Origin of the sequence: Catenibacterium faecis (assembly GCF_014306455.1) — a bacterium.
Classification (GTDB): domain Bacteria; phylum Bacillota_I; class Bacilli_A; order Erysipelotrichales; family Coprobacillaceae; genus Catenibacterium; species Catenibacterium mitsuoka_A.
In genome coordinates, this window is record NZ_JACRWG010000012.1 from 1 (window position 1) to 25856 (window position 25856).

Annotated in this window: 27 protein-coding genes; 26 read left to right on the forward strand and 1 reads right to left on the reverse strand. The window is 34.2% G+C overall.

The genetic code is table 11. From position 1 onward, the window contains the following. Positions 1-227: 227 nt before the first annotated feature. From H8909_RS04385 to H8909_RS04405, 5 genes are all read left to right on the forward strand, one after another. Positions 228-887: a helix-turn-helix transcriptional regulator gene (locus tag H8909_RS04385; RefSeq protein WP_187011989.1), complete on the forward strand. Its 660-nt coding sequence runs from the start codon at positions 228-230 to the stop codon at positions 885-887. A gap of 10 nt (positions 888-897) precedes the next feature. Next, complete coding sequence (locus tag H8909_RS04390) at positions 898-2538, forward strand: putative manganese-dependent inorganic diphosphatase (RefSeq protein ID WP_187011990.1); 1641 nt, start codon at positions 898-900, stop codon at positions 2536-2538. Between the two features lie 278 nt (positions 2539-2816). Continuing rightward, positions 2817-4247, forward strand: a complete 1431-nt coding sequence (locus H8909_RS04395) for an amino acid permease (RefSeq protein WP_187011991.1) — start codon at positions 2817-2819, stop codon at positions 4245-4247. A gap of 67 nt (positions 4248-4314) precedes the next feature. After that, positions 4315-5634 carry a M18 family aminopeptidase gene (locus tag H8909_RS04400; protein ID WP_117459370.1) on the forward strand — a complete coding sequence of 440 codons (1320 nt, stop codon included), beginning with the start codon at positions 4315-4317 and terminating at the stop codon, positions 5632-5634. Beyond that, complete coding sequence (locus H8909_RS04405; protein WP_129982112.1) at positions 5634-5996, forward strand: hypothetical protein; 363 nt, start codon at positions 5634-5636, stop codon at positions 5994-5996. Before H8909_RS04400 ends, H8909_RS04405 begins: the two co-directional genes overlap by 1 nt. A gap of 91 nt (positions 5997-6087) precedes the next feature. On the opposite strand, the gene H8909_RS04410 is transcribed toward H8909_RS04405, so the two are convergent. Continuing rightward, positions 6088-7338, reverse strand: coding sequence for an RNA-guided endonuclease InsQ/TnpB family protein (locus H8909_RS04410; RefSeq protein ID WP_187011992.1), 1251 nt, complete (start codon positions 7336-7338; stop codon positions 6088-6090). Positions 7339-7667: 329 nt separating this feature from the next. Here H8909_RS04410 and H8909_RS04415 point away from each other — a divergent pair, with 329 nt between their 5' ends. From H8909_RS04415 to H8909_RS04515, 21 genes are all read left to right on the forward strand, one after another. After that, the gene (locus H8909_RS04415) at positions 7668-8360 is read left to right on the forward strand and encodes a glycerophosphodiester phosphodiesterase family protein (protein ID WP_187011993.1); all 693 of its coding nucleotides are present in this window, start codon (positions 7668-7670) and stop codon (positions 8358-8360) included. Beyond that, a complete protein-coding gene (locus tag H8909_RS04420) occupies positions 8360-8632 on the forward strand; it encodes an RNA-binding S4 domain-containing protein (RefSeq protein ID WP_117459367.1) in 273 nt (90 codons plus the stop codon). The genes H8909_RS04415 and H8909_RS04420 overlap by 1 nt, the downstream gene beginning before the upstream one ends. A gap of 72 nt (positions 8633-8704) precedes the next feature. Continuing rightward, positions 8705-8992, forward strand: a complete 288-nt coding sequence (locus H8909_RS04425) for a septum formation initiator family protein (RefSeq protein WP_187011994.1) — start codon at positions 8705-8707, stop codon at positions 8990-8992. Between the two features lie 34 nt (positions 8993-9026). Further along, entirely contained in the window at positions 9027-9791 is a 765-nt protein-coding gene (locus H8909_RS04430; protein WP_187011995.1) for an alpha/beta hydrolase, read from the forward strand. A 2-nt stretch (positions 9792-9793) separates the two neighbouring features. Further along, entirely contained in the window at positions 9794-10615 is an 822-nt protein-coding gene (locus tag H8909_RS04435; RefSeq protein ID WP_187011996.1) for an HAD family hydrolase, read from the forward strand. 3 nt (positions 10616-10618) lie between these two features. After that, positions 10619-11449 carry a Cof-type HAD-IIB family hydrolase gene (locus H8909_RS04440; protein WP_187011997.1) on the forward strand — a complete coding sequence of 277 codons (831 nt, stop codon included), beginning with the start codon at positions 10619-10621 and terminating at the stop codon, positions 11447-11449. After that, entirely contained in the window at positions 11436-12092 is a 657-nt protein-coding gene (locus H8909_RS04445; RefSeq protein ID WP_117459362.1) for a uracil-DNA glycosylase, read from the forward strand. Before H8909_RS04440 ends, H8909_RS04445 begins: the two co-directional genes overlap by 14 nt. Beyond that, positions 12092-13297: a bifunctional folylpolyglutamate synthase/dihydrofolate synthase gene (locus tag H8909_RS04450; protein ID WP_117459361.1), complete on the forward strand. Its 1206-nt coding sequence runs from the start codon at positions 12092-12094 to the stop codon at positions 13295-13297. The genes H8909_RS04445 and H8909_RS04450 overlap by 1 nt, the downstream gene beginning before the upstream one ends. Positions 13298-13471: 174 nt before the next feature. Continuing rightward, positions 13472-14599, forward strand: coding sequence for a glucose-1-phosphate adenylyltransferase (locus tag H8909_RS04455; RefSeq protein ID WP_117459360.1), 1128 nt, complete (start codon positions 13472-13474; stop codon positions 14597-14599). A gap of 14 nt (positions 14600-14613) precedes the next feature. After that, positions 14614-15723, forward strand: coding sequence for a glucose-1-phosphate adenylyltransferase subunit GlgD (gene glgD, locus H8909_RS04460; RefSeq protein WP_117459359.1), 1110 nt, complete (start codon positions 14614-14616; stop codon positions 15721-15723). Further along, positions 15723-17153 carry a glycogen synthase GlgA gene (gene glgA, locus H8909_RS04465; protein WP_117459358.1) on the forward strand — a complete coding sequence of 477 codons (1431 nt, stop codon included), beginning with the start codon at positions 15723-15725 and terminating at the stop codon, positions 17151-17153. The genes glgD and glgA overlap by 1 nt, the downstream gene beginning before the upstream one ends. Positions 17154-17202: 49 nt before the next feature. Beyond that, positions 17203-17523, forward strand: coding sequence for a hypothetical protein (locus tag H8909_RS04470; protein WP_187011998.1), 321 nt, complete (start codon positions 17203-17205; stop codon positions 17521-17523). Positions 17524-17766: 243 nt separating this feature from the next. Beyond that, the gene (gene cysS / locus H8909_RS04475; RefSeq protein ID WP_187011999.1) at positions 17767-19110 is read left to right on the forward strand and encodes a cysteine--tRNA ligase; all 1344 of its coding nucleotides are present in this window, start codon (positions 17767-17769) and stop codon (positions 19108-19110) included. After that, positions 19110-19508, forward strand: coding sequence for a Mini-ribonuclease 3 (locus H8909_RS04480; RefSeq protein ID WP_187012000.1), 399 nt, complete (start codon positions 19110-19112; stop codon positions 19506-19508). Before cysS ends, H8909_RS04480 begins: the two co-directional genes overlap by 1 nt. After that, complete coding sequence (rlmB, locus tag H8909_RS04485; protein WP_187012001.1) at positions 19505-20230, forward strand: 23S rRNA (guanosine(2251)-2'-O)-methyltransferase RlmB; 726 nt, start codon at positions 19505-19507, stop codon at positions 20228-20230. The genes H8909_RS04480 and rlmB overlap by 4 nt, the downstream gene beginning before the upstream one ends. Before the next feature lie 14 nt (positions 20231-20244). After that, positions 20245-20871: a sigma-70 family RNA polymerase sigma factor gene (locus H8909_RS04490; RefSeq protein ID WP_117459353.1), complete on the forward strand. Its 627-nt coding sequence runs from the start codon at positions 20245-20247 to the stop codon at positions 20869-20871. A 48-nt stretch (positions 20872-20919) separates the two neighbouring features. Next, entirely contained in the window at positions 20920-21069 is a 150-nt protein-coding gene (rpmG, locus tag H8909_RS04495) for a 50S ribosomal protein L33 (RefSeq protein WP_006505734.1), read from the forward strand. A gap of 13 nt (positions 21070-21082) precedes the next feature. Continuing rightward, positions 21083-21382, forward strand: a complete 300-nt coding sequence (secE, locus tag H8909_RS04500; protein WP_022425227.1) for a preprotein translocase subunit SecE — start codon at positions 21083-21085, stop codon at positions 21380-21382. 1 nt (position 21383) lies between these two features. Continuing rightward, complete coding sequence (gene nusG / locus H8909_RS04505; RefSeq protein WP_187012002.1) at positions 21384-21983, forward strand: transcription termination/antitermination protein NusG; 600 nt, start codon at positions 21384-21386, stop codon at positions 21981-21983. Positions 21984-22061: 78 nt separating this feature from the next. After that, the gene (locus H8909_RS04510) at positions 22062-22766 is read left to right on the forward strand and encodes an ABC transporter ATP-binding protein (protein ID WP_187012003.1); all 705 of its coding nucleotides are present in this window, start codon (positions 22062-22064) and stop codon (positions 22764-22766) included. Continuing rightward, complete coding sequence (locus H8909_RS04515; protein WP_187012004.1) at positions 22760-25804, forward strand: FtsX-like permease family protein; 3045 nt, start codon at positions 22760-22762, stop codon at positions 25802-25804. The genes H8909_RS04510 and H8909_RS04515 overlap by 7 nt, the downstream gene beginning before the upstream one ends. Positions 25805-25856 lie beyond the last annotated feature (52 nt).

Below are 25856 nucleotides of genomic sequence, written 5' to 3' on the forward strand. Positions count from 1 at the left end.
AAGGCGATACAGAAATATAAGGCGACACATTATGCATAAAAAAATTGCCTGCCACTACGTGGCAGGCAAGGGTACATGTTTTTAATTATTTCACCTGTCTACTTGACAGGGGCGGTTCAAAAAGGTGTCTTTTTTCTGCTTAATAAAAAGTTTCTGTTTTATGATAATAATAATTTACTGACATTTTTTATTATGATAAAATACTCTGTTGTAAAGGAGGAAGTATAATGCATAAATTATTAGAACCATATGCAGCCCTTGTCCCATTCCTGGGTGTTGCGTTAGGGGATAATGTTGAAATAGCTTTACACGATCTCACATCTCCTCAACAGGAAGTTGTTGCTATCGCAAACGGTGAGATTTCTGGCAGAGAAGTTGGCGCTAAGCTTTCAAATTTATCTGTTCATTATTTAGAAACAAAACAGTATGAAAAAAGTGACTATGTCATGAACTACAAAACAGCAGGACCTGATGGTAAACTGTTGAAATCTGCAACATACTGGATCAAGGAACCAGGCAATGTTTATCCTGTTGGTATGCTTTGTATTAACGTTAACGTCACAGATTTTGAATATATTGAAACTGCAATGAGAAGAATCCTAGGTATTAAGGATAATACAAATGTAGAATTCAAATATGATAGCCCAATCGAAATCTTATCTTCTCCACTTGATGAGATGGTAGAAAAATATATCAATGAATGTATGCAGAATATGGGAGTGCCATCTTATGTTCATGCAGAAAGATTAAAAGTAGAAGAAAAGATCAGAGTTGTTAAATACTTGCAGGACAAAGGAACATTCAAGGTGAAAGGTGCAATTGCCCTAGTTGCAGATAAGTTAGATGTTTCTGAGCCAACAATTTATCGTTATTTAAAGAAAGCATAGGAGGAAAAACATGGATTTAGTTTACGTAAGTGGTCATAAGAATCCGGATACAGATTCAATTTGTGCGGCCATCAGTTATTCATATTTATTAAATGCAACTCATAAGTACGGACAGGCAATACCAGTAAGACTTGGTGAAGTAAGCCGTGAAACTGAGTATGTATTAAAGAGATTTAATGCACATACACCACAGTTATTAAAGTCAGTTAAACAGAAAGTTGAAGATCTTGATTATGATCAGGTAACTCTATTCTCTAAAGAATTAACTTTAAGAACTGCTTGGTCATTAATGTGCCAGATGAACTTAAAGAGCGCTCCAGTATTAGATGATCATTCTCATCTTTTAGGTTTATTATCTTCTACAAACATTATTGAAGGTTATATGGAAGATTGGGATAAAGATATCTTAAAGAATGCGCATACTCCAATTGAAAACGTAGTAGATACATTAGATGCTAAGATCGTTTATTTAAACCCAGAATTACGTACAATCAAAGGTAGTCTTCATATCACTGGTATGAACTCTCAGGAAGTTATTGATCATGTTAATGAACATGATGTTATCATTACTGGTGGTGACAGAACTGAAGGTATTCGTGAAATGTTGAAGAAGAAGGTTGATTTAATCATCCTTACTAACTCATTACACTTAGAAGAATCAGTTCTTGAAGAATGTAAGAATGCAGGTGTCAGTGTAGTGACTACTGCTTTCACTACATTCAAGACTTCTCAGCAGATTATTCAGGCAGTACCTGTTGAATATGTAATGCAGAAGGGTGATTTAACATGCTTCTCTACAGATGATACTGTAGATTACTTGAAAGAAGTAATGAGTGAAACAAGATATCATTCATATCCTGTTATTGACTTAAATGATCAGGTAGTAGGTACTATCTCTCGTTTCCAGGTTATTACTGGTGATCATAAGAAGATGATTCTTGTTGACCATAACGAAAGAGGACAGGCTGTAGAAGGTATTGAAGAAGCTGAAATCCTAGAAGTAGTTGACCACCACAGAGTGGCTGATTTCCAGACTGTAGGTCCATTACAGTTCAGAGCTGAACCACTTGGCTGTACTTGTACAATTATTGCGAAAATGTATAAGGAACAGGGTGTAGAAATTCCTAAGAATGTTGCTGGTTTAATGTTAGCAGCTATTATTTCTGATACATTACTATTCAGATCTCCAACTTGCACAAAGACTGATAAGGAAATTGCCTTAGAATTAGCTTCAATCGCCGGTGTAGATGCTGAAGAATTTGGTCTTGCAATGTTTAAGGCTGGTACTTCATTGGTAGGTAAATCAATTGAAGAAATCTATAACCAGGATTACAAAGCATTCAATATTGGTGATACAAAAGTTGGTATTGCTCAGGTTAATACTATGGATATCGATGGTTTTGCACCACTTAAGGCTGAAATGCTTGAATATATGGAAAATCTATGTGTTGAAAATGGATTCGATACAGCAGTTCTATTATTAACTGATGTAATCAATGCGACAAGTGAAGTATTTGTTGCAGGCAGCCATCCTGAATATGTAGAAAATGCATTTAATGTACAGTTAGTTGAACATCAGGCAAACTTACCAGGTGTTATTTCTCGTAAGAAACAGGTTGTTCCAGCTATCACTCGTGCTATCAACGCTTAATAAATTTAGCTATTTGTTGAGAACTCAACGAATAGCTTTTTTTATTTGAAAATGTTGATAAATTAAAACAATAAGAATAATTTATTATTGCATACTTAATTGAAACAGTTACTCGAAATAATATTTCACTATTTTTTCGTAAATATCGCTATAATTTTATCCAATTTTGTAGTTTGTACATATAAAAGTATGGTATATTTGCAGAAAATTTGGTATACTTATTGAGGCATAAAAAGATTGTTTTTATTTTTAAACAAAAAATATTTAAGGAGGAGAGTATGGAAAACTCAAAAATGAAATGGTATACCCTGGCTTTTATGGCATTTTCTACTGTTTGGGGATTTGGTAACGTACTAAATGGTTTCGTTTACTTCAACGGTATCCAGGTTATATTCAGTTGGATTTTAATGTTCGCTTTATACTTCGTACCATATGCCCTTATGGTTGGTGAACTTGGTTCAGCATTTAAAAATGCCGGTGGGGGTGTCAGCTCATGGATCATGGAAACAATGGGTCCTAAACTTGCATACTATGCAGGGTTCACTTATTGGGCTTGTCACATCACTTATATCGCAAGTAAAGGTACTGGTGGATTAAAGGCTCTTAGCTGGGTAATCTTCAGAAACCATACAGTTTATGATAGCTTACCAACTATCTATGTTCAGTTAGCTACACTTGCTGTATTCTTATTATTCTGCTATATCGCAAGCCGTGGATTAAACCCACTAAAGAAACTTGCTACATTAGCAGGAACTTCAATGTTTGTTATGTCAATCCTTTATATCTTAATGATGTTCGCAGCACCAGCTATCAACCCTAATGGTGGCTATGTACATATGGACTTTAGTTTAAAAAACATCGTGCCACAGTTCAATGTACAGTACTTCACATCATTATCTATCTTAGTGTTTGCGGTTGGTGGATGTGAAAAGATTTCACCATATGTAAACAAGGTAGAAAATCCTGAAAAGGGATTCCCTAAAGGTATGATTGCACTTGCTATCATGGTTTGTGTATGTGCTATCTTAGGTACATTCGCAATGGGTATGATGTTCGATCCTAAGATGATCAATGCTTCTGAACAGGCATTCGAAAGCTATGTTGCTAACGGGGCTTATTGGTCATTCCAGAAATTAGGTGAATACTATCATATGGGTGATACATTACTAGTTATCTACGCATTATGTAACATGGTTGGTCAGTTCTCTACTTTAGTATTAAGTATTGATGCTCCACTTAGAATGTTATTAGACAACGAAGAAACTAGAGATTATATCCCATCTGCTTTATTCAAGAAGAATAAGTATGGTGCATATATTAACGGTATTAAGTTAGTTGTTGTACTTTCTGGTTCAATCATCTTAATCCAGTCATTCGTTCCTGGTGCAGCTGCTGTATTAAAACAGTTAAATAAGCTTAACTCAGTATGTATGCCAATGCGTTACTTATGGGTATTTGCTGCTTATGTTGCTTTACGTCAGGCTATGGACAAGTTCCCAGCAGAATATCGTTTCGTTAAGAATCAGGCTGTTGCTAAGTTCTTCGGTATCTGGTGCTTTATCGTAACTGCAGCTTGCTGTGTACTTGGTATGTATGACAAAGATCCATTCACATTCGCATTAAACGTAATTGCCCCTGTAGTTCTTTGTGCTTTAGGATTAATCATGCCTAAACTTGCAGAAAAAGAACGCCGTGAAGGAAAAAGATAAATGATATAAAATATCCTTTTGGCAGGGCCAGAAGGATATTTTTATATAAATTAAGGAGATAATAAAAATGTTTAAGGAAACTTCAAAAGAATTATTAGATTTCTTATCAAAAAGTCCTACTGCTTTCCATGCAGTAGAAAACTATCGTCAGATCTTAAATGCTGATGGATTTAAAGAATTATTAGAAAGTGAACATTGGGATATTGTACCAGGTGGTAAGTATTATGTAACAAGAAATAATACAAGTATCTTAGCTTTCAAAGTAGGTACAAAGTTAGACAACTACAGTTTCAACATTGTGACTTCACATACTGATTCACCAACTTTCAAGGTTAAAGAAAATGCTGAAATCGAAGTGAAGAATAAGTATACTCAGTTAAATACTGAAGGATACGGAGGAATGTTATGTGCTACTTGGTTAGATCGTCCTCTATCAATTGCTGGTCGTGTATTAGTATCTGAAGGTAACAGCATCGTTACTAAATTATTAAACATTGATCGTGATTTATTAATGATCCCTAATGTAGCTATTCATATGAACCGTGCTGCTAATGATGGATTTAAGTATAACTTACAGGTCGATATGCTTCCATTATTAAGTGCTGGTGATGATCGTCAGAAAGACTTCAAACAGATTCTTGCGGATGAATTAGGTGTAAAGAAAGAAGATATCTTAGGACATGACTTATATCTTTACAACCGTATGGCTCCATCTATCTGGGGTGCTAATGAAGAATTCATTTCTGCAGGTCACTTAGATGATTTACAGTGTGGTTTCGCTTCATTAAAGGCATTACTTGCTGGTTATAACGATGAATCAATCGATATCATGGCTTGCTTTGATAACGAAGAAGTAGGTTCAGGAACTAAGCAGGGTGCTGACTCTACATTATTAAGAGATACATTAACTCGTATCAACAGTGCTTTAGGTAAAACTGAAGAAGACTACCACCGTGCACTTGCATCAAGCTTCATGCTTTCTTCAGATAATGCACATGCTGTACATCCAAATCATCCAGAACATACTGATGCAACTAACTGCACTTATATGAATGAAGGTGTTGTCGTTAAGTCACATGCTGGTCAGAAATATACAAGTGATGGCGTATCAATGGCAGTTGTAAAGGCTCTTGCATCTGGCGCAGATGTACCTCTACAGTATTTCGCTAACCGTTCAGATAAGGCTGGAGGAAGTACTTTAGGTAATATCGCTATGGCTCAGGCTTCTATGAATGCTGTAGATATCGGTTTACCTCAGCTTGCAATGCATTCATCATATGAAACTGCTGGTATCAAGGATACTTACTATGCAATCTCATTAATGAAGGCATTATTTGATTCACATATTCAGGAAACATCTACTCATAGCTTAGAAATTAAACGCTAATGAAGTTTCAACAAGATAGAGAAAAGCTCATGGTTTCTATGATGGTAGGAACCATGACTTCCTATATCGCTCTTATGTTTGTAAAAGAGCTGATCAATCAGAAGTATTTAATCAATTTCTATATCGATAGCTTAGTTGCTGTTGTTGCACTTGTTCTGGCATTCCTGCAGATCAAGATGCAATATAAGATATATAAAGAGAGAAAGATTTCTTCTAAATCACTCAATATTACATTATTAAGCATTCTTTTCGCACTAATTTTAAACGTTTTATTCCCTAAGGGAATTGATTTCTCATTCCTAGTATTAGTCATTGGAATGATTGCTTCAAATCGTTTGTGCAGTAAAGAATGGCCAAAGTGAACTACTCCGACTTAATATTTTATTAAGTCGGGGTTTTTTAGATGCTTACGCATCCGTTTAAGAAGATTGATATTTAAGTCTCCACCTATTGCTAGGCAATCCTTATTCTTATAGGCGTGTCCACTTCGCCTCTACTGTATAGGATGTTTACATCCACAACGCTACTTTTACGCATGATATTTAATGCACCATTCACATCTGCATTCAGAACTTGTCCGGTGGCTGTTCTATACTGTCCACGATGTATTCTCTTTCCACTGAAATGGTATTCTTCAGTATCATCACTCTTATAGACTGGTATGACATCCTTATCCCAGAAGCTGGCCTTTGAAGTGTAGGATTCTTCTTGCATGACAAGTATGATGTCATTCAATTCACAGAGATACTTAAGCTTATCTATTAGCTTTCCATAAGGAATATTGATAAATATCTGATTATTTCTTTTACCTATATTGGAACCTTTTTGAAATGTTTCATTATAGCCCACAACAAGAGTTCCGATATCATGATCGATACAGTAATCAATCACCCTGCGTGCAGCCTTGTTCATATAGTCATTGATTTTATTGTTGTGTTTGCATGCTATTGTCTTCTGTCTGTTGGTTGTCTTCCTGCCATAATGTTGCTTATCCTTGGTGGACTGTAATCTTGCATTTTCCTTATTGAACCACTGGTTGATGGACTTCAGTCTTCTTCCATCAATGATGAATGTTTCACCTTTACTTGATACCCCAGTGACGAGATTATTGATACCAAGATCTAATGCCAGTGCATTTGTTGTATTGAGATTCCTTTGAATGCATTCAGCTTCATAGGTATACTGAATTTCAAAGAACCTGGCATCTGCCTTTGGTATGATACGTATTTCCTTCACTTTCTTATCAAGCAGTATAGGTGGAATAGTAATCTCAACAGCCTTATGTGTCTTTCTGAAGCTGTTTGAATATGGAAGTATGAGCTTATTCCCTTTAAGTCTTACAAATCCAATGACGAGTGTAGTATATCCATCCTTGGGAAGATAGCGTGGAAGTCTGCAGTCCTTAAGTGCATGCTTTCCCTGCTTTGCCTTTTTAAGAAGACCGAAGAATGATTTGAATGAACCATCTACTTCCTTCAGTATCTGCTGTGCCATATTGGAATTAAGCGTTCTATAGTTATCAGACGACTTCAGAAGTGCATAGTTCTTCTCATAATTGAGATACTTGCCTTCTGCAAAGTAGTGCTGTCTGATATTATAGATTGCCTGATTAGTAAGATTCTTTGCAATATGACATAATTCCTTGATGGAACGATAGTCTTCCTTAGACAGATGCTTTACCTGCTGTTTGACTGTAAGATACATATATTTAGCCTCCTTTTTATAGATTTAGGAAAAAAAAGCTTCCCATATATTTTATACTCTCACTATTCCAAAATTTCTCAAACAAATTCATCATCGGCATTCATTACCCACCTATGTTTTATATTGAGATGGGGATTTCTGCCGTTTCTTTAGATAAATTTGTTTTCTCGTAAATCCTTTAATTTAGAATTAACCTTTTATGGCTATCTTTATTACAGAAAGATGTTATAATGGAGTAGGAAGAGAACATTAGCACCTGCCGATTCTCTTCAACTGCCTCATGCCAGTGACCTGAACGCTGGCTTTTTTTGTTAGAAAGGGTGATTATAATGAAAAGATTAGCACATAGAGGGTATAGTGATTTATTTCCAGAAAACACAATGTCTGCTTTTGAAAAAGCAGTTAATTCTTCATTTGAAGGGATAGAAACAGATGTACAGATGACAATAGATGGCGAACTTCTGTTATTACATGATGATAAGATCAATCGTACAAGTAATGGTAAAGGTGTTTTAAGAAATATGACATTTAAAGAAGCACGTCAATATAATTATAATAATAAGATGGATATCACAGAACAGATTCCTACGCTTGATTCTCTCTTGACATTACTTGATTCTACCGATAAATTATTGAATATAGAAATCAAGGATACTGTATCTAGTGGTCTTGAAGAAAAATTAAGAGATGTGATTATGAAGCATCATATGACAGAGCGTATTTATTTTTCTTCTACAAGTCTAGAAAGATTATTAAATATGCGTGCTTTAATGCCTGATTCTTATTATGCTTTAATTGTACTAAGAGGTTATAAGAAGTGTAAACAGCAGGTGATTGATCATCATTTAGATGGTATTCATAGTCGTTATTCTTATTTAACACATGAAGAAATAGTAGATTTAAAAAGTAGACATATTAAAATAGGTGCCTGGACAATTAAAGAAAAAGAACAGTATGACTTCTTTAAGAAAGAAGATATTGATTTTATATTTGCGAATGGATTATTTGAAGAGGATAAATAATGAGATTAGATAAATTTTTAAAGTTATCACGTATTATTAAGAGAAGAACATTATCTAAAGAAATAAGTGAAGCATCACGTGTTAAAGTAAATGGTAAAGTAGCTAAACCTGCTACTAAATTGAAAATTGGCGATGAAATAGAAGTTAGCTTTGGACGTACTATTTTAACATTGAAAGTATTGATGCTTAAAGACCATGTATTAAAGGATGAAGCATCTTCTCTTTATGAAATTATTAAAGAAGAAAAAGTAGAAGAAGAAACTATTTACTAAGAGCCTTTTGTAAGGTTCTTTTTTTAATAGCAGAATAATGGTATAATGCGAGTAGTTAAGGAGTTGACTCGAATGGCTAAAAAGAAAAGAAAAATGGGTAACATATATGGAATTGTCTTTCTTATAATTTCTGTATTTCTTATTTATACTTTAATCGCAAAAGTACAGCATATCCAGGCTGAAAAGGCCACTTATCAGAAACTTGTTGTACAAGAGAATGAATTAAAGAAAGAAAAAGCAAAACTCGCAAAAGAAGTAGATAGTTTGAATGATAGTGATTATGTAGTACGTTATGCACGTAGTCATTATATATTTTCTAAAAATGGTGAAGAAGTGATTATTCTACCGGAAAATAAATAAGCATGAGGCTTATTTGTTTTTGTAAGGAGATTGTATGTTTCAAAAGATTTATAATAAATGTAGAGATAAAAATATAATTGTATATCTTCCTGATGACTATTATCAAAGTGAAGAGAGATATCCTGTTCTTTATATGAATGATGGTCAGAATGCCTTTTTTGATGATCAGGCTTATATTGGTGTCAGCTGGGGTATGGAGGATTATTTAAAAAGAAGTGGGATGAAGGTCATAGTTGTGGCTATTCCCTGTGCCTTTAGTGAATATGGTCGTGCAAGTGAGTATGGGCCATGGGATGTAGAAAGTGGTACATTAATGCGTGATGATTCTCATGAGATAATTAAAGGTACAGGAGAAGACTATTGTCAGTGGCTGATTCATGATTTGAAGCCCTCTATAGATCGCCGCTTTCGAACTATTAAAGATAATACTGCTATGGTAGGAAGTTCTTCTGGTGGTATTATTACAGCGTATGCCTGTATGAAGCATCCAAATGTATTTCATAAAGGTGCTGCAGTTTCAACTGCTTATTGGCTCTATCAAAAGGAATTTATTGATTTAGTGAAGACAAGTGACCTAAGTGGAATTGAACGTTTCTATTTTGATGTAGGTGATAAAGAAGGTTATGATGATGACTCTTTGAGTCAGGATTATTTATGGTCTAATAATGAAATAGAATATTTAATAAGACAAAAAGGAATTGACTATATGTATCGTGTCTTTGAACATGATGTACATAGTGAAGCCTGCTGGAGAAATAGAGTACCAGTCTTTATGTCTTATTTATATGGAGGAGAATGATTATGTATCAAATGATGTTATCGGATTTAGATGAAACACTTCTTATAGGACAGCATGTTCCTGTATTTAATCAGGAGGCTATACGTGAGGCTAAAAAGCATGGCTTGCGTTTTGTAGTCGCAACGGGACGATCTCATAGAATGATTGGGGATATTCTTAAAGAAATTGGTACATATGACATGCCTGGTGAATATTCTATTTGTTTTAATGGTGGTCTTGTAGTAGAGAATAAAGACTTTAAGATTCTTCATTTCCAGGGGCTTGATTATAAATTATTAAAGAAATGTTTTGATTATGGATGTAGAGAAAATCTTTGCATGCTCGTTTTTACATTAGACTGCTGTTATATTTATAATCCAGATGAATTTGAAGTAAATAGAAAGATTGAACAGAAAACGCCAATGAAGGTGATATATGATCATGAGATTGAATTCTTAAAAAATGAATCTATCGCAAAGATTCTTTTGGTAAAGAGAGATATGAATTATTTGAAGAAATTACGCGATGAGATGTATCAGGATATTGGAGACCAAGTAGAACTCACTTTCTCTTCTGAACGTTATCTAGAATGTAATGCGATTGGTATTAATAAGGGTGTAGGTTTAAAGTGGCTTGCAGATTATTTGAATATTGATATTAATGATACAATTGCGATTGGCGATAATTATAATGATGTTTCAATGATTAAGGAAGCAGGACTAGGAGCCTGTGTGAGCTGTGCTCATGATGATATTAAAGAAATCAGTGATTATATCTGTGAAAAGAATTTTGATGAAGGCGCAGTGAAAGAAGTAATAGAAACATTTGTATTAAAGGGGGCATAAGAGATGGAATATAAATTAATTGCAAGTGATTTAGATGAAACTTTATTAAACGATGACCATGTTGTACCAGAAAGTAATATTTATTGGATTCAAAAAGCAGTGAAGGAACGTGGGGTGAAGTTTGTACCAGCAACAGGAAGAGGTTATATGCAGATCTTGCCTGAACTAACACAGTTAGGTTTAAAAGATATGGAAGGAGAATATGTTTTAAGCTTTAACGGTGCTGCTTTAACTGAGAATAAAGATAATCGTATTATTGAATTCAATGGTTTAGGATTTGATAAGATGAAGGAAATCTTTGAATTTGGTTTAAAACAGGATGTCTGCATACATGTTTATACAAATGATACACTTTATGTATATAACTTAAGTGAATCTGAAGCAGAAAGAATCAAGCATCAGAAGCTTGAAGTTGTTTATCCAAAAGAAAATAGTGTTGATTTCTTAAAGGATGCCACTATCGCAAAGATTTTATATCAGAATGTGGATGTACCTTATTTAATGAGCTTAGAACCAAAAATGACAGATATTACTAAAGGATGTTCAGTAAGCTATTCTTCTAACCGTTATATGGAATTCAATAAGGAAGGCGTAGATAAAGGAGTAGGACTCCAGCATCTTGCAGATCAATTAGGTATCAAGATAGAAGAAACTATTGCGGTTGGAGATAACTATAATGATATGGCAATGCTTAAAAAAGCAGGTTTAGCTGTCGCTGCAGGTAATGCAGTTGAAGATGTTAAAAAAGCATGTGACTACACAACGCATGCAGATAATAATGAAGGTGTAGTCGCAGAATTAATTAAGAAGTTTATTTTTCATGAAGACATTTAAATCTATTATTGAAAATGAAGCCAAACAGCCTTACTATCAAGCATTACATAAATTTGTAGAAGCAGAATATGCTTCTAAAACAATATTTCCTCCTCATAATCATATATTGCATGCATTTAATTTCTGTGATTATGAAGATATAAAGGTTGTTATTATAGGTCAGGATCCTTATCATGAATTACATCAAGCCAATGGTTTAGCTTTTAGTGTGAATAAAGGCGTACGCATACCACCTTCACTTGTGAATATTTATAAAGAAGCTCATGATGATGTAGGTATTGATATACCAAATCATGGTGATTTGACAGCCTGGGCAAAGCAGGGTGTTCTTCTTTTGAATACTGTCTTAACAGTACAGGAAGGATATGCAAATTCTCATAAAGGTAAAGGCTGGGAAATCTTTACTGATCATATTATCGAAGAGATGAATAAACGTGAAAAGCCTGTTGTGTTTATTTTATGGGGACGTCAGGCAGAAAACAAAGCCAGTATGATTGATACAAATAAACATTGTGTCATTACAAGTGCGCATCCATCTCCTTTGAGTGCTCATCGTGGTTTCTTTGGCTCTAAGCCATTTTCTCGTACTAATGAATTTCTTGTTAGTCAAGGGATAGAACCAATAGATTGGAGGATTGATTAATGTTTAGAAATATAGATAAAGCAATCGCATATATTGAATCTAAGAGACATAAGAATACAATTGAATCATTTAGAAGAATTCTAGAAGAATTAGGTATTGATACAAAACAGAAGAATATGATTCATATTGCAGGTACAAATGGAAAAGGCTCTACAGTGAACTATCTAAGAAGTATTTTAAATGCGCATGGATATCATGTAGGAACATTTACTTCTCCTTATATGATTAAGCATAATGATCGTATTCGTATTGATGATCATCCTATTAGTGATGAAGATTTACTTGCACTGATTAATAAATATGAATCAGTCATTGAAGAAAAGAATCTATCTATGTTTGAAATTGATGTTTTAATCATGCTAGATTATTTCTCTACTCATGACTTAGATTATCGTATTATTGAATGTGGTATTGGTGGTGCCAATGATAAGACAAATGTCATTCAGCCAATTATTAGTGCAATCACTAATATTGGGAATGACCACTTAGATCAGATTGGTCCTAGTCTTTATGATGTCATTAATGAAAAGATGGGAATCATTAAAGAAGGACAATACTTTATTACAAGTGAAGTAGAAGGAACAGTACTTGCAAGATTACAGGAACAATGTGATGCAATGGGTGCGACAATGGTTGTTGTACCTGAATATCAGGTATCACGTTATCCATTCCATTTCCGTTATCGTGATATGGCCTTTACTTTAAAGAATCAGGGAATTTATCAGATTGCGAATGCACGTTTAGCTCTTACTATTGCGAATAAACTTATTACTTTAGATTCAGAAACAACTGAAAAGGCGATAGAAAGTGCTGTATGGTATGGTCGTTTTGAAATGATGACTGTAGCAGGACATCAAGTTATTCTTGACGGTGCGCATAATACGGATGGTATTAAAGCGTTACTAAGTACAGTGCAGTATGTCCGTACTGAAGATACAGTCTTTATCTTTTCAGGTTTAAAGGATAAGGATGTAGATGAAATGATTGAACTGATCGATGAAGCAGGTTATCCAATTTATTTGACATCATTTAATGATGAACGTGCATCTGATCTAGATGGTTATCGCAGCTTTAGTTCTGTAACTGTAGTCCCACATTTTGCAGAAGCTATTAAAGTCGCATTACTTAAGCATGATCAGCTTGTTATTACAGGTTCACTTCATTTTATTTCTTCTGTAAGAAAATATTTAAAACAGAACTATTAAGTCAGACTTACACGTAAGTCTGACTTTTTTATATTTAAAATGTAATAGATGTGTAGTATAATAAATAGAGGAATTTAATGAAAATGAATCTTATAACTATCATAATTGCAGCAATTGTGATAGAATAGATTTATCGAAAAGAAAGCGATTACATTTTTAGGAGGAGATAGAGAAATGGGTAAAGAAATCGTTGCTATGATCCTAGCCGGTGGCCGTGGAACAAGATTAAAAGAATTAACTGCGAAAGTTGCTAAACCTGCTGTCTACTTTGGTGGTAAATATCGTATTATCGACTTCCCACTAAGTAACTGTGCCAATTCAGGTATTGATGTAGTAGGTGTTTTAACACAGTATGAATCAGTACTACTAGGAACTTATGTTGGTTCAGGCACTAAATGGGGTCTTGATGGTAATAACTCACTTGCTGCAATTTTACCAGCACGTGAAAGAGGAGAAGTAGGTGCTACTTGGTATGCAGGTACTGCTGATGCAATTTATCAGAATATTAGCTTCTTAGATCAGTATGATCCAGAATATGTATTGATCTTATCTGGTGACCACATTTATAAGATGGATTATGAAGAAATGTTGAATGTGCATAAAGAAAAAGGTGCAGATTTAACTGTTGCTGTACTAAATGTTTCATTAAAAGAAGCAAGCCGTTTTGGTATCATGAATACAGATGATAAAGGCTATATTTATGAATTCGAAGAAAAACCAGAAAAACCAAAATCTACATTGGCTTCAATGGGTATTTATATCTTCAGTTATAAAGAATTACGTAAATACTTAATTGCTGATGCAGCAGATGAAAACAGTAAGCATGACTTTGGTATGAATATTATTCCTGCCATGCTTGCAGATAAGAAGAAGTTATATGCTTGGACTTTTGATGGCTATTGGAAAGATGTAGGAACTGTTGAAAGCTTATGGCAGGCAAATATGGACCTTCTTGATGATAAAGAACTTGATCTTTATAACATCAAGAAAGATTGGAAGATCTATTCAGAAGATACACTTGGTAAACCACAGTTAATTGGTAAAGATGCAAGTGTAAAGAATTCATTAGTTACACAGGGATGTGTTGTTAATGGTGAAGTTGAAGGATCTGTTTTATTCAATAATGTTAACGTAGGTGAAGGTGCTAAGGTTATTGATTCAGTATTAATGCCTGGTGTTCTTATTGAAGAAGGCGCTGTTGTCAAGAAAGCAATTATTGATGAAGGCGTTGTAGTTAAAGCTGGAACAGTTGTGAATGATGAAGCAAAAGAAGTCGCTTTAGTAAGTGACAATGGCAGATAAGGAGTGAAGAGCAAATGGCAAATGTAGTAGGATTAATCAATTTACACAGTGATGTATCTTTGAAAGGATTAACAGAAAGACGTCCAGTTGCTTCAGTTAGCTTCTTGGGTCGTTATGGTGTTATTGACTTCGTATTATCTAACTTTTCAAACTCTCGTATTGATAAAGTTGGTATTTTAGTAAAAGAAAAACCAAGATCATTATTGAAACATATTGGTTCTGGTAATGCATGGAACTTTAACTCTAAAAGAGGTGGTATTTCATTATTATATGATGAAAAATATGCAAACAGTAACATGTACAACCATGACATCAACAATATGTTAGAAAATATTGCATTCTTAGAAAAATCAACTGAAGATTATGTTGTTATTTCTCCAGCACATATCATTACTACTATGGATTTCTCTGATGTTGTAGAAGCACATGAAAAATCTGGTTGTGATGTGACTGTAGTATATAAGAAAATTAAGAATGCGAATGAAGCATTTATCGGTTCTGATTTCTTAAAGATTAAGGACAAGCAGGTTGTTGATTTTGAATTAAATAAAGGTAATCGCAAGGATCGTTCAATCTCACTTGAAACTTATGTAATTAATAGAAAAGCATTAATCAAGATGCTTTATAAAGCACAGAAAGTATCTGTATTCTACGATTTAAGAGATACTTTAAATTATTTAAAAGATGAAATGAAGATCAACGCTTATGAATATAAAGGATTCGCAAAATGCATTGATTCATATGCAGCTTACTTCAAGACATCTCTTGAATTCCTTGATATCGATGTATCAACTCAGGCATTCAAGTCTAACTGGCCAATTTTCACAAATACTAACGATACACCACCTTCAAAGTATCTGAAGGATGCTGAAGTAAAAAGCTCTTATATTGCGAACGGTGTATTTGTTGATGGAACTGTAGAAAATAGTATCTTAGGACGTAATGTTAAGATTGGTAAAGGCGCTGTTGTTAAGAACTCTATCCTATTTAGTGGTTCTTCAGTAGAAGCAGGTGCTCATCTTGAAAATGTTATTATGGATAAAGATGCTAAGGTAAAACATGTTAAAGAACTTATTGGCGATGCAAGTGATCCATTGTATGTCAAAGAAGGTGACATTGTCTAATGAGAATCGTTTTTGCTGCTGGTGAAGCACTTCCTTATATTAAATCTGGAGGGCTCGCTGACGTTATCGGTTCTTTACCAAAAGAACTTGTGAAGAAAGGTCATGAATGTTATGTCATTCTTCCTAAGTATCAGGATATCAAGTTTCCAGAAACTTTAGAATATGTGACTAACTTCTATTTATGGGTAGGATGGAGAAGATGCTATTGTGGTGTCTTTAAGGCAGTATATGATGGTGTGACTTATTTCTTTGTGGATAATGAACAATATTTCAGAAGACCTGGTTTATATGGGTATGATGATGATTATGAAAGATTTGCATTTTATGACTTTGCAGTTCTTGAATGCTTATCTCGTTTAAATATCATGCCAGATATCTTGTCATTACATGACTGGCAGACTGCTATGATTGCGCCTTTATACAAAGAAAGATATTGCTATTATGATTTCTATGGTAATGTGAAGATTACATTCACAATCCATAATATCGCTTATCAGGGTAAATGTGATCCATTCTTATTGAATGATCTATTCGGTTTAGATAACTACTTATATTACAACGGTAATGTACGTAATGATGATTGCATGAACATGATGAAAGCAGCTATTCTTTATTCAGATGCAATTACAACTGTTTCTCCAACTTATGCCAAGGAGATTCTAACAGATGCTTATGGTGAAGGATTACAGAGTATCCTTGCTATGCGTAAAGATGATCTTTATGGTATTTTGAATGGTATCGATTATGATACAAATAACCCAGAAACAGATCCAAATATTCCTTACCATTTCAACGCTAATAGCGTCTATACTGAAAAGGTGAAGGATAAGCTTGCATTACAGGCTGAGGTAGGATTACCACAGGATCCTGATGTTGCACTTATTGGTATTGTAACTAGATTAACATGGCAGAAGGGTTTAGACTTGATCCTTAATCGTATGGAAGAAATCTTGCAGAGAAAGGTTCAGTTATTAATTCTTGGTGCTGGTGATAAGAAATATGAAGAACCATTAGAAGAAATTGCTGGTTTTGGTAATCCAAAGATTTCATTACAGTTAAAATATGATTTTGGTTTATCTTGTCGTATTTATGCAGGCTGTGATATGTTCTTAATGCCTTCATTATTTGAACCATGCGGATTATCTCAGATGATGTCTTTACGTTATGGTACAATTCCTATCGTTAGAGAAACTGGTGGATTAAAAGACAGTGTTCAGCCATTCAATGAATTTGATGGTACTGGTACTGGATTCAGTTTTGCTAATTATAATGCTCATGAAATGATGGACACTATCGATTATGCATTACATATCTACTATGATGATAAAGATCAATGGAATGGTTTAATTTATCGTGCTATGACTGAAAAATTAGACTGGGACCGTTCAGCTGATGAATACTTAAGAGTATTTGGTTCATTACTTGGTTAATACAAAGATGGGGGAGTTTCCTCCATCTTTTTGCTTAGGAGATGATATTATGAGTATATTAGATAAAGTCAAAGAGTTTGCTGAAAGTGAAGAAGTACAAAAAGGTATTCAGAAGGTAAAAGAGAATACAGAAGAAATATTAAGTGAAGAGAACGTTAATAAATGTGTTAATCGTGCGAAAGAGGCAGCAACCACTATTTCTGAATCAGACACTTATAAGAAAGCGAAAGAAGGTATAAAAAAGGTCACAGAGACAGAAGAATTCAAGGAGGGTATAAATGATTTGAAAGACTTTGGAGCCAAAAGTCTTTCTCTCACATCCAAAGGTTTAGATAAGCTTTCAAAAAAATTAACTGATACAAAGAAATAAGAACGGCGTTTGTCTTGAAGAATAGGCGATAATTTGATATAGTGAAATAAATTATAGATGAGAATGAATAGAACAAGAAGCTTACAGCGAGGATGAAGTGGTGAAAGCATCTAGTGGGAGGTTCTAGGATGCACCCATCTGAGTCTTTTTGAAAGAAAGAACGTTTGACTTGCGTTAAGAGTGAAAAGCTATGGTAAGGTGGATCGTCTTTATCATGAGCTTTTTTTATTTGAGGAGGATGTTATGAGACTATTTAACACATTAACAAACAAAAAAGAAGAATTTAAGCCAATTGAAGAAGGCAAAGTTTCTATCTATATTTGTGGTCCTACAGTTTATAACCATGCTCATATTGGGAATGCACGCCCAATGATTGTGTTTGATGTATTAAGACGTACTTTTGAATATCTAGGTAATGATGTGACTTTTGTATCTAACTATACAGATGTAGATGATAAGATCATCAAAGCTGCTAAAGCAGAAGGTATTACAGAAAAAGAATTGACTGATAAATATATCAAAGCATATGAAGATGTCAGAGCAGGATTAAACATTGAAGATCCTACATATAAACCAAGAGTCACTGAAACTATGCCTGAAATCATTGATTTCATCCAGGCACTAATTGATAAGGGTTATGCTTATGAAGTAGATGGAGATGTTTATTTCCGTGTTACTAAGGTTAAAGAATATGGTATGTTATCAGGTATTAAGGTAGAAGATTTGATTGCGGGTGCAAGTGATCGTACACTATCTGAAGATGACAAGAAGAAAGAAAGTACAACTGACTTCGCATTATGGAAGAAAACAAATGAAGGTATTCAGTTTGATACACCTTGGTCAAAAGGTAGACCAGGATGGCATACTGAATGTGTTGTCATGATTAATAAGCTATTCAAAGATGGTAAGATTGATATCCATGGTGGAGGACAGGATTTAAAGTTCCCTCATCATGAAAATGAAATTGCTCAGTCTATGGCTTATAATGGACATCCTATCGCCAACTATTGGATGCATAACCAGATGATCAATATCGATGGTGAAAAGATGTCTAAGTCTTTAGGTAATGTATTATGGGCTAAGGATTTAATTGTAGAATTTGGATGCAATGTATTCAAATGGTTGATGTTATCTACTCACTATCGTAATCCATTAAATATGACAGATGATGTCATTGCAGGCGTACGTAAAGAAGTATCTAAAGTAGAAAATGCGACTAAGAATGCATCTTTATATTTACAGGTGAATCATGTTCCTGCTCATGATTATAAGAAGGAAACTGTGGATGCAATGGTCAATGCATTAGAAGATGATTTAAATACATCTCTTGCATTAACACAAGTATTAGATCAGGTAAAAGTACTTAATCAGGTGATGCGTGTGAGAGAAAAAGACAATGATGTCATTGCGACTGAATATGCAACTCTTGTTAAGATGGGGGATGTTTTAGGCTTCTTATTTGAAGGTACTAAATTATCTGAAGAAGATATTGCTTTATATGAACAATGGAATGCTTACAAGAAAGAAAAGAACTTTGATGAAGCAGACCGTGTTAGAAAAGAATTAACTGAAAGAGGCATTCTATAATGCGTCCAGAGTTAATGAATGCGCTCGCGGTTGCTTATTTAGGTGATGCAGTCTTTGAAGTATATGTCCGTGAATATTTACTCACAGGGAAGGGAATTATGAAGCCTCATGAATTACAAAGAGCTTCTGTTAAATATGTCAGTGCTTATGCCCATGCAGGTTTTATGAAATATGCCCTCTCTAAAAACTTCTTTACTGAAGAAGAAGTGCGCTTATTCAAACGCGGGCGTAACTGCAAAGGACATTCAGTTAAGAATAAATCAGTTGTTGTACATAACCAGTCTTCTGGCTTTGAATCAATGATTGGACATCTTTATCTCACTAAGCAGACAGAAAGATTAGATGAAATATTTGAATTATTTAAGAAATATGTGGAAGAAGAGGAAGTGACAAAGTGAAAGAATGGATTTATGGTAAAAACACCGTCAGAGAACTATTAACAGGACCAAGACAGGTTCATGAAGTAATGATTCAGAACCAGTCAAAGAATGATGATATTGTGAAGTTGTGTCGCAAGAATAATATAAAAATGAGGATGACGGATAAAAATGGCTTTATTAAACTTGTAGGGAATGTAAACCATCAAGGTGTAATGGCTTTAATTGATGGTTATGACTATACACCTTTAGAAGATATCGTACGTAACATTCCAGAAGGAAAACAGCCACTCTTATTAATGCTTGATGGTATGGAAGATCCTCACAACCTAGGGGCTATTATTCGTACATGTGATGCAATTGGTGTAGATGGTATTATTATTGGTAAGAAGCGTTCTGTTGGTTTAAATGCGACAGTCGCAAAGGTATCAACTGGTGCTATTGACCATGTTCCTGTGGCTCAGGTAACTAACTTATCTCGTACTCTAGATTCTTTAAAGAAAGAAGGATTCTGGGTAGTAGGTTGTGAATTAGATAACTCTACAGATTATCGTGCTGTAGATTACAATATGCCACTAGTTCTTGTGATTGGATCAGAAGGATTTGGTATTTCTCGTTTAGTAAAAGAACATTGTGATATGAATGTCATTCTACCAATGGTAGGTCATGTCAATTCACTCAATGCCTCTGTTGCTACTGCCGTATTACTTTATCAGGTATATAACTCACGTCATCCTCTCTAAGAGGAGGATGATCTATGGATGATCGTACATTAAAGGAACTGATTTATTTAGCAAGATCTAATGATCCTGTCGCATTACAATATCTTTATAGTTATTATGATGCTTTAGTCAAAGCAGTGATGAGAAAGATGAAGTATATCTCATCTATGTCTCTAGAACCACAGGATTTATTGCAGGTAGGATTGATTACCTTCGATAAAGTATTCTGGAGCTATCGTGATGACTTGGATACTACATTTGATGTATATGCGAAAAGCTGTATTATTAAAAAGATGCAATCATTACTCAAGAAACAATATACTTTCTTTACCCGTTATGAAAAGAAATCTGTTTCTCTAGATAAGATTGTGAACTATGAAGATTCACGCACTTATGGTGAATTGATTGCAGATCAAAAAGTGGAGTACTCTCCACAAAAGGCACAGAATCTAGAAAAAATCTGGGAACTTATTTATGCGATTATCCAGAATGAGACATCAGAAAGAGATCAAAAGATCTTTCATCTTGTTTTATTAGGATATCCTGAAAAAGAGGTGGCACTGATGCTTAATATTTCAATAAAGTGTGTTTATAACAGTGTTTATCGTGTAATGACTAAATTAAGAGCACATCCATTAGGGGAGTTCTTAATTATCAATTGACGATATTGTGTATTTATGATAAATTAATTTAGGTTAAGGAGTGATAAGATGAGAGAAAAGGTAATCTTAGTATGCACGGAATGCTTATCACGTAATTATTCAGTTTATAAGAATAACAGAACAAATGTAAAACGTTTAGAATTACGTAAGTACTGCAAGAAATGCGGTAAGCATACGATACATAGAGAATCGAAATAAGGAGGCTGCATCCATGGATGATAAGGCTAGAAAAGAAAAGCTTAAGCAGGAACGCAAGGAGCTTAGAAAAGCAAAAAAATTAGAACGTCAAAGACGTTTAGAAGAACAAGAAGATAAGAATCCATTAAAATTTAAAGAATGGTTTTCTCTAAAAGGTATTCGTCAGGAAATTAAAAATGTTCATTGGTTAACAAAGAAAGAATTAGCTCGTGATGCATTTGTAGTACTTGCATTTACAGTAATTCTAGGTGTTTATTTCTATGGCGCAGATGCATTAATTGCATTAATTTTAAAGACATTGGGGTTAAGTTAATATGGCAGAAGAATTAAAAACTAAAGTAGAAAATACTGAAGAAACTCATGATTCCAATAATGAAGGAAGACAATGGTATGTTGTTAATACATATTCAGGTCATGAAAATAAAGTAAAAGAAAATCTTGAAAAACGTGTTGAATCAATGGGACTTCAGAATATCCTTTTCAATATTGTGATTCCAGAACATGTTGAAACAGAAATCAAGAACGGTAAGAAAGTGAACAAGACAGTAAATATGTTCCCTGGTTATGTTCTTGTAGAAATGATCATGACTGATGAAGCTTGGTATATTGTTCGTAATACACCAGGTGTTACAGGATTCATCGGATCATCTGGTGGAGGGGCAAAACCTTTCCCAGTAAATAAGAGAGAATTAGATCCAATCTTAAAGTCAATGGGTGTACAGACTACAGCTGTAGAAATTGATTTTGGTGTAGGTGATTATGTAGAAGTTCTTGCTGGACCATTTGCAGCTAAGAGTGGTAAAGTAGAATCTATCGATAAAGAAAAAGAAACAGCAACAGTACTTGTTGATTTCTTAGGTAACCTTACACCTATTGATTTGGAATTAATTCAGCTTAAGAAGATCGAAGAATAGACGTGCTTATGCATGTCTTTTTTTTGTGCTTGAAGATAAAAATGGTATCACTTACAATAATATTAGGAGGTTAAATGTATGGATGCATTTATTGAACTAAAGAATGTTGTGAAAAGCTATACAATGGGAGATGTCACTATTTATGCAAATAATGGTGTGAATTTTAAAGTAAATAAAGGTGAATTCACAGTTATTGTAGGTGCCTCTGGAGCTGGTAAAACAACTATATTAAATATGCTTGGTGGCATGGATACACCTACAAGTGGCACTATTGTTGTAGATGGTCATAATATTGCGACTTATGATGATAAACAATTAACAGATTATAGAAGAGATGATATTGGCTTTGTATTCCAGTTTTATAATCTGGTACAGAACCTAACAGCATTAGAAAATGTAGAACTTGCTTCTCAGATTTCTAAGGATTCACTTAATTCAGTAGATATTCTAGAACGTGTTGGTCTTGGAGACCGTAAAGATAACTTCCCAGCACAGTTATCAGGTGGAGAACAACAGCGTGTAGCCATAGCCCGTGCTATCGCAAAGAATCCTAAACTATTATTATGTGATGAACCAACAGGTGCACTTGATTATCAAACAGGTAAATCAATTCTTGGTTTATTAAGAAGTATGTGTGATAACTATGGAATGACTGTAATTGTTATTACACATAACTCAGCCCTTGCCCCAATGGCTGATCAAGTCATACATCTTAAGAATGGAAAAGTGGAAAGACAGGAATATAATGAACATCCTGAATCCATCGATAATATTGAATGGTAAAAAAGAAATTCTATTGGAAAACTGTCTTTAAGAACATCAGTCAGTCTAAAGGACGTTTCTTTTCCATCTTCATGATTATATTCTTAGGTGCTGCAGTCTTTTCAGGATTAAGAAATACCCCTTATACAATGGCTTCTAGTGTAGATACATATCTCAATAATCATAATTATGCCGATCTTACTTATATTGCGACACTTGGCTTTTCTGATGAAGATGTCGCAAAGGTAAGAAGCCTTAAGGGTGTAAAGAAGGTTGTCCCATGTTATCAGTTTGATGCTTTATTTTCACATAAGGATGGTAAATCAGGTGTCACTGTTTATTCACAGGATCACTATGATCAAAATATGCTGGATCGTCCTGAAATAGTAAAAGGACGTTATCCTAAAAAAGAAGATGAATGTATTATTGATGTCAATCTAGGTAAATACAATTACAAAATTGGTCATACGATTGAACTTTCTAATGATAATGGGACTAAGACATATAAGATTGTAGGTATTGTGAATGATCCTCGATATATCAGTAATGTAGATAGAGGCACCAATACACTAGGTGATGGAACCAATAGTGGATTTGTGGAAGTGTTAAATGATGGGGCAAGAGAACTAGGACTCAATAGTAAGGTTGCCCAGTTAAGAAACAATGATCATCTATATACTTCTTTACTTGTAGATGTAGAAGGTGCCCAGAAGTATGATTTATTTAGTTCTGATTATGATGATATGATTGAAACAGTAAATACACGTATCAAGAGTACATTATCTGAAGAAATAAGTGATCAATATGATCAATTAACAGGAGATATGCAATCACAGTTAGATGATGCAAAGAAACAATATGAAGAAGGTTATCAGGAATATAAGCGTAATCTAGATTCTTTTAATTCACAGATATCAGAGGGTAAGGTGAAGTTAGCTCAAGCACGTATTCAGTTCTATGAACAAAAGAAGGTCTATTTAAAGAAAGCCTCACAGGTTACTCAAGCCTCACAGCAGGCTTATAATGAAACTAAGAAAATAGATCAGGAAATCAAAACACTTCAGAACTCTATTAAAGATACTCTAGGTAGTATTAAGGATAAAGAATCAGCAGAGGATGCTTATACAAAGATACTTACTGAGATGAATGAAAGTTTGGGTCAGTTTAATCAGAAACTTCAAGGCGTAGGCCAATTACTAGAAGGGCGTATACAATTAGAAAAAGCCCAATCACAATTAGATGAAGCTGAAGCAGAACTTAATATCCAGCAAAGTAAACTTGAAGTCACAGAGAATAATGCGAAGGTTCAGCTCAACACAGCAAAAGAGCAGCTAGATCAGGCAAAAGCACAAATAGAACAAGCAGAATCACAATTAAGTCAGATTCCCAAAGGCACTCTATATTCACTTACTAAAAGTGAAAATGTCGGTATTGCGACTTATGAATCCTATAAACAGGCCATTGCATCTATTGCACAAGTATTCCCACTCATCTTCTTCTTAGTAGCTGCTTTAGTATCTCTTACAACTATGACACGTATGATAGAAGAACAAAGAGGCTATTGTGGAACACTTCGTGCACTAGGATATAGTAAACAGGATGTTATAATGCAATATATTGTCTATGCTTTTCTAGCAACATTCTTTGCCTGTATCTTAGGCATATTAGTAGGTAATCAGGCATTCCCTCGTATTATCTATTTCTTATTCACATATTTAATGTATGGCATTAATCAATCAGCAGTACTGGTACAGAAATGGTCTATTTCACTTGTAACTATACTTATTTCTGTTGGTGTTACATTACTTGCAACATTAAGTGTCTGTTTACAGGAACTTGTTTCTACACCATCTGTCTTGATGCGTCCTAAAGCACCTAAGGCAGGTAAAAGAATACTCATGGAACGTATACCTTTTATTTGGAAACGATTGAACTTCAATCAGAAGGTGACTATGAGAAACTTATTCCGTTACAAAAAACGTTTCTGGATGTCTGTTATTGGTATTGCGGGATGCACAGCCTTAATCATGTTGGGATTTGGTGTTAAGAACAGCTGTTCTGAAATCATTCCTTCACAATATGTAGAAGTATATAAATATGATGCACTTATTAAACTTAATAGTAATGTAGAGGATACAAAAAAGATTGAAAATAAGATCAAGCGTCTAGAAGGTATTCATAATTTAACGAGTGCTATGCGTCAAAATATTACAGTACTAGGCAATAGTGAAGATTATTATAGTACGATGATTGTGTATGACAATGCGGATGAAATTAAGAATTTTATTCACTTTAAGGATTATAAAACAAAAAAGAAGATTATCTTAAATGATGAGGGTGTTGTTATCTCACAGAAGCTTGCAGAAAAGCTGAATGTGAAAAAAGGAGAAACATTTACTTTCTCTCTTAATAATAGTAAATACACAGTCAAGGTGGCAGATATCGTAGAACACTATGTCAATCATCAAGTCTATATGAGTAAGACTTTCTATGAAAATCTGACTGGTATGAAACCATCTGCTTCTATACTTTATGTAGATATGAATACAAAGAAATCAAATATCAACGCCTTGAAGAACTATCTTGATCATCATGATATTGGTAGTATGGAACGACTCACTGCAACACTTGATGAATTCCAGCAAAGAATGTCTTCATTAAATATTATTGTTGCCATCTTATCAGGATGTGCTGCCTTACTTTGTTTTATTGTTCTTTATAATTTAACGAACATCAACATTGGTGAGCGTAAAGGTGAAATCGCAACAATCAAGGTATTAGGATTCCATCGTAAAGAATATTGTGACTATATCTTTAGAGAGAATATCATTCTTTCTTTGATTGGTGCCTCTCTTGGTATGTTTTTTGGTTATTTCCTTCATCGATTTGTTGTATTAACGGTAGAAATGGATAATATGTTATTTATTCGTACAATGCCGCTTTATATCTATTTAATTGCGTTTGGTATGACAGTGGGCTTTACAATTATTATCAATTTGGCGATGCGTCATATTCTTGATCAAGTGAATATGGTAGAGTCCTTAAAATCAATTGAGTAAAAAAAGTCAAAAAAAATTAAAAAAGCATTGATTTTTGCTTTGTATTATGTAT